Origin of the sequence: Actinomadura sp. GC306 (genome assembly GCF_004348665.1) — a bacterium.
In the GTDB taxonomy this organism is placed as follows: Bacteria; Actinomycetota; Actinomycetes; order Streptosporangiales; family Streptosporangiaceae; genus Spirillospora.
Map to the genome: position 1 here is coordinate 1 of NZ_SMKM01000368.1, position 5,538 is coordinate 5,538.

Below are 5,538 nucleotides of genomic sequence, written 5' to 3' on the forward strand. Positions count from 1 at the left end.
GCCCAACCCCGGCCCCCCGCGATCGCGTCCAAGGCAGATCCCCGAAACCAGATCACACGGCGAGCCGAAGCGAGCCAGCCATTTACGAGGCCAGGCGCGCCAGCGCCGAAGCCGAGGCGATGCCCCGGGCCTGGAGACCTCAGCCACCGCACCAACCCCGCAACGACCTCAACGCCTGCGATCGCGTCCGAAGGCAGGCTTCGAGCGAAGCAAGAAGCCTGATCGCGCAGCGAGCCCCCAGGGCGAGTCGGAGCGATGCAGCGATCGCGCGCAGTGCCCGTTGAAGGAAGGCGCTCTAGCGCCTGACGCCGAGGGCACTGCCATGAGACGCAGCTCGGGCGATGAGGTCGCCTAGGTGGTCGTTGACGACGCTGGGGCGTTCCATCATGGCCATGTGGCCGGCGCCCGGGATGATCTCCAGGCGGGAGTCGGGGATGCAGCCGGCGATGCGGAGGCTGTGCTCGGCGGGGGTGAGGAGGTCGTTCTCGGCGCCGAGGACGAGGTTGTCGGCCCCCGCGAGCGCCGCGCAGTCGCTGATCACGTCCGTGGTGATCATCGAGTGGAGGTAGCCGGCGAAGGCGTCCATGCGGGTCTCGGACATCATCTGCTCGGCGAACGCGACCGCGGCGGGGCTGGCGTCCGGGCCGAAGGCGATGCGGTCCTCGACGAGGACGGCGGAGCCGCGGCCGAAGTGGCGGACCTTCTCGACGGCGCCGGAGCCGGCGCCGAGGGCGGCGAGGGCGCGCGGCATGACGCGCTGGCTGACGCGGGCGAGCAGGGCCGGCATGCCGAGGGTGACCTCGCCGAGGGCGGCGGACGACGTGCAGAGCAGCCCCGTCGCGACGATCTTGCGGCCGAACAGCTCGGGGTTCTCGTCCGCGAACTTCATGATCGTCATGCCGCCCATGGAGTGCCCGACGAGGACGACGGGCGTCTGCGCGGGGACGGTCGCGTCGATGACGGCGGCGAGGTCGGCGGCCAGCCGGGCGACGGTGTAGCCGTCGCGGGCGCCGCCGTCGGAGCGGCCGTGGCCGCGCTGGTCCCAGAAGACGAGGCGGCCGAGGCCGCGCAGGGCCTTGCGCTGGAAGTGCCAGGAGTCCTGGGTGAGGGTCCAGCCGTGGCAGAACACGACGGCGAGGTCGGTGCGGTCGTCCCCGTCGATCTCGGCGTAGAGGCGGGTGCCGTCGTCGGCGCGGACGGCGACGGGGCGGCCGCGCAGCGATCCGAACGGCTCGCCCGCGTGCGGGTCGGGCCGCAGTTGCAGGCGCCGCATGGCGCGGCGCTGGACGGCGAGCCCTGCGCCGGCGCCGGCCGCGCCGGCGGCCGTGACGGCGAGCAGGCCGCCGAGGCCCTTCCAGAGAGCGGCGCGGCCGCTGCGGGGCTGCTCGGCGGGAGCGACGCGGCTCGTCCTGGCGGCACGGCCCATGGTCCGTTCCTCCGTTCCGGCAATGACCAACCAGTCAGTAACTTTCAGGGGCAACGCCACCACAAATTAACGCCATAGTCCACTTCAAGGGGCGTGTCCCGGCCGTCCTGTTCGCGCAGGCAGGCTTCGGCGAGGTCGGGCGGGAACTCGATGCCGAGGACGGCGGCGAGGTCCTCCCGGCGCTGGAACGACCACCGGATCGTCAGCGGTTCCCGGTTGAAGCCGTGCCGCGTCCAGAAGCGCTCCACGGCCTCCGGGTCGTACTTCGGCAGGCTCCGCCGGAACCAGCGGCCGAACGTGGAGCGCGTGGCGTCGTTGTCGATGATGAAGATCGCGCCGCCGCGCCGGACGACCCGGGCGAGTTCGGCGAGGCCGGGTTCGCAGCCCGGCCCGAAGAAGTAGGCCCAGCGGGCGTGGGCGACGTCGACCGAGGCGTCCGGGAGCGGCAGCGCCTGCGCCGCGCCGACCCGGACGGTGACGCCCGGCAGGTCGCGGACCCGGCGGGCGGCGGCGGACGCGAGGCCCGCGTGCGGTTCCACGCCGATCACCCGGTTCGCGTCCTCGGCGAAGAACGGCAGGTGGTAGCCGGTGCCGCAGCCGACGTCGAGGACGTCCGCCCCCTTCCACGGCCGGACGGCGCGCATCGCGTCGGCGAGGATCCCGTCCGGGTCGACGGCGCGGTTCTCCAGCTCGTAGATCCGGGGAGAGTTCCAGATGTTGGGGCTCGGCACGGCGCCCCGGGCGATCTCGGCCACGGGACCAGAGGGTAGTCACCGACACCCGCCGCCCGGTCAAGATCACGGAGAGCAATCGGTATCACGCGTGGCGAGGGTTTCATCACGGCCGTGGCCGCATAGGCTTTGCCTTGCGTACATCGCCCCTGCGAACATCACGAAGCGACCATTCCTGGCGAGGAAGCCTTGACTCCGCAGCACAACGGCGTCTCTTCACCGGCCCTCCGCGTTCCGGACGCGCCGATCACGCTCTCCACCGCGTCGGTATACCCGGAAAAGGTGCCGAGCGCGTTCGAGATCGCCGCGCTGCTGGGCTACGACGGCATCGAGGTCATGGTCTCGACGGACGCCTCGTCGCAGGACCTGAACGTCCTGCGCCGGCTGTCGGACTACCACCAGATGCCCATCAAGTCGATCCACGCGCCTTGCCTGCTGCTCACGCAGCGGGTCTGGGGACGTGAGCCCTGGGGCAAGCTCGTCCGCTCCAAGGAGGTCGCAGAGGAACTGGGTGCGGAGGTCGTCGTCGTCCATCCGCCGTTCCGCTGGCAGCGCGATTACGCGAAAGAGTTCGTCGAGGGCCTCGCCCGTATGCAGGAGGAGACGGACGTGCTGTTCGCGGTGGAGAACATGTTCCCGTTGAAGGCGCGTGGAGCCGAGGCGGGCATGTATCTGCCCGACTGGAACCCCGTCGACCAGGACTTTCCGTACGTCACCCTCGACCTGTCCCACACCGCCGTGTCCGGCTCGGACTCCCTCGACATGGCCGCGAGGCTGGGCGACCGCCTGCGGCACATCCACCTCGCAGATGGCGTGGGCATCACCAACAAGGACGAGCACCTCGTGCCCGGCCGCGGGAACCAGCCCTGCGGGCCGATGCTGGAGAACCTCGCCGAGAGCGGCTTCCGCGGGCACATCGTCCTGGAGGTCAACACCCGCCGCGCGTCCAGCCGCGTCGAGCGGATGGAGGACCTCGCCGAGGCGCTGGCCTTCGCCCGCCTGCACCTCGCCGCCGCCCCGTACACCTGGGAGGTGACCTCGGCGGGGGAGATCAGCCGCCGGGGCGTGCGGTGACCGGCGCGCGCACCGGGGACGAGACCGCGAAGAAGCCCACGGCACGGGGGCCCGGACGGCGGCCCGGCCCCACCGAGACCCGCGAGAAGATCCTCGCCGAGGCGCGCACCCTGTTCGCCGAGAAGGGGTACGACGGCGCGTCGCTGCGCGCCATCGCCCGCGCTGCCGGGGTCGATCCGGCGCTCGTCCACCACTTCTTCGGCAACAAGGAGGGCGTGTTCGTCGAGGCGATGCGCTTTCCCGCCGACCCGGCCGTCGTGCTTCCGCGGATCCTGGCCGCGCCCAGGGACCGGCTCGGCGAGACGATGGTCCGCGTCTTCCTGGAGATCTGGGGGGACGATGAGCGCCGCGCGCCGCTGCTGGCCATGCTGCGCTCCGCGATGACCAACGAGCGGGCGGCGGTGCTGCTGCGCGAGTTCGTCACGGCCGCCCTGTTCGGGCGGGCCAAGGAGGCCACCGACGCGCCCGCCCTGGGGATCCAGGCCGCCGCCGGCCAGATGATCGGCGTGATGATCCTGCGCCACGTGGTGCGGGTCGAGCCGCTGGCCTCCGCCTCCGAGGACGAGCTGGTCGAGCTGCTCGCGCCCACCCTGCAGCGCTACCTCGTGCCCTGATCCGGCCCGTGCCCTGATCCGGCTCGTGCCCTGATCCGGACAGCCTCCTTTCCTCTTGCCCGATGCCCTTGACCGGGCTCGGCGCGTCCGCATAAATTCAACACATGATGAAATCTAGTCCGGCGGTGAGCGTGCGGGACCTGCGGGTCGTGCGCGGGGGCCGCGAGGTCCTGCACGGGATCACCTGCGACGTGCCGCGGGGCTCGGTCGTGGGACTGCTCGGCCCGAGCGGCTGCGGGAAGAGCACGCTGCTGCGGGCACTGGTCGGCGTGCAGATCGTCAAGGGCGGCACCGTGACCGTCCTCGGCGAGCCCGCCGGCTCGCCCGGCCTGCGGCGCCGCGTCGGGTACGCGACGCAGACGCCCGCCGTGTACGCCGACCTCACCGTCGCCGAGAACCTGCGCTACTTCGCCTCCGTCCTGGGCGCCCCGCGCGGCGACGTGGACCGCGTCGTCGACGAGGTGGGGCTCGGCCCGAGGCGCGACCAGGTCGCCGCCACGCTGTCCGGCGGCCAGCTCAGCCGCGTCAACCTCGCCGTCGCGCTGCTGGGCGAGCCCGAACTCCTCGTCCTGGACGAGCCGACCGTGGGCCTCGACCCGGTGCTGCGCCAAGAGCTGTGGGGACTGTTCCGCGGGCTCGCCGACCAAGGCCGCACCCTCATCGTGTCCAGCCACGTCATGGACGAGGCCGGCCGCACCGACCGGCTCCTCCTCATGCGCGAGGGCCGGGTCCTCGCCGACGGGACACCGGACGGCCTGCGCTCCCGCACCGGCACGTCCGACCTCGAAGAGGCGTTCCTCCACCTGATCGCCGAGACGGCCGGGAGCCCCGCATGAGCATCGCGATCACCCTCGCCACGGCGCGCCGCATCCTGGTGCAGCTCAGGCACGACCACCGCACCCTCGCCCTGCTCGTCGCCGTGCCGGCGCTGCTGATGATCCTGCTGCGGTACGTGTTCGACGAGCCGATGCTCTTCGACCGGATCGGGCCGATGCTGCTCGGCCTGTTCCCGTTCACCGTCATGTTCGTCGTGACCAGCGTCGCCACGCTCCGGGAGCGGACGAGCGGCACCCTGGAACGGCTCATGACCATGCCGCTCGGCAAGCTCGACCTCCTGCTCGGCTACGCCCTCGCCTTCGGGGTGATCGCGCTGGTCCAGGTGGGCGTCGTGCTGCTGATCTCGCTGACCTGGCTCGGCCTCGACCTGAGCGGTTCGCTCGGCTCCCTGGTGCTCGTCGCCGTCCTGGACGCCCTGCTCGGCATGTCGCTCGGCCTTTTCGCCAGCGCCTTCGCCCGGACGGAGTTCCAGGCCGTGCAGTTCATGCCCGCCTTCGTCCTGCCGCAGCTGCTGCTGTGCGGGCTGATCGTCCCGCGCGACGACATGGCGGCCTGGCTCCAGGCGATCTCGGACGTCCTGCCGCTCTCCTACGCGGTGGAAGGCATGCGAGAGATCAGCACCCGCACCGAGTTCACCGCCACCCTCGCCCTGGACGTAACCGTCATAGCCGCCTTCACGCTAGTCGCCCTCCTGCTGGGCGCCGTGACCCTCCGCCGCAGAACCGTCTAGCGCGTCCCTGCCCCGGAACTCGTTGACTTGCGGCGTGTTGTTGTTATGGAGCGCGTCATAACAACAACACGCCGCAAGTCAACGGATTCGGTGGGCGGGGACCCTTGGGGGTGGGGTTCGGTTTAC

At 71.5% G+C, this 5,538-nt stretch carries 6 protein-coding genes; 4 read left to right on the forward strand and 2 right to left on the reverse strand.

Translation table 11 applies throughout. The annotated features are described in order from the left end of the window. Positions 1-295: 295 nt before the first annotated feature. Positions 296-1,426, reverse strand: a complete 1,131-nt coding sequence (locus E1200_RS30820) for an alpha/beta hydrolase (RefSeq protein WP_131955754.1) — start codon at positions 1,424-1,426, stop codon at positions 296-298. Positions 1,427-1,470: 44 nt separating this feature from the next. After that, the gene (locus E1200_RS30825) at positions 1,471-2,181 is read right to left on the reverse strand and encodes a class I SAM-dependent methyltransferase (RefSeq protein ID WP_131955756.1); all 711 of its coding nucleotides are present in this window, start codon (positions 2,179-2,181) and stop codon (positions 1,471-1,473) included. A 165-nt stretch (positions 2,182-2,346) separates the two neighbouring features. Here E1200_RS30825 and E1200_RS30830 point away from each other — a divergent pair, with 165 nt between their 5' ends. The 4 genes from E1200_RS30830 to E1200_RS30845 all read left to right on the forward strand — a co-directional run bounded on the left by E1200_RS30830 (position 2,347) and on the right by E1200_RS30845 (position 5,412). Beyond that, positions 2,347-3,231, forward strand: a complete 885-nt coding sequence (locus E1200_RS30830) for a sugar phosphate isomerase/epimerase (RefSeq protein ID WP_131955758.1) — start codon at positions 2,347-2,349, stop codon at positions 3,229-3,231. Beyond that, entirely contained in the window at positions 3,228-3,845 is a 618-nt protein-coding gene (locus E1200_RS30835; RefSeq protein ID WP_131955760.1) for a TetR family transcriptional regulator, read from the forward strand. The genes E1200_RS30830 and E1200_RS30835 overlap by 4 nt, the downstream gene beginning before the upstream one ends. 125 nt (positions 3,846-3,970) lie before the next feature. Next, positions 3,971-4,681: an ABC transporter ATP-binding protein gene (locus E1200_RS30840; RefSeq protein WP_243708978.1), complete on the forward strand. Its 711-nt coding sequence runs from the start codon at positions 3,971-3,973 to the stop codon at positions 4,679-4,681. After that, a complete protein-coding gene (locus tag E1200_RS30845) occupies positions 4,678-5,412 on the forward strand; it encodes an ABC transporter permease (RefSeq protein WP_131955764.1) in 735 nt (244 codons plus the stop codon). The genes E1200_RS30840 and E1200_RS30845 overlap by 4 nt, the downstream gene beginning before the upstream one ends. The last annotated feature ends 126 nt before the right edge of the window (positions 5,413-5,538 follow it).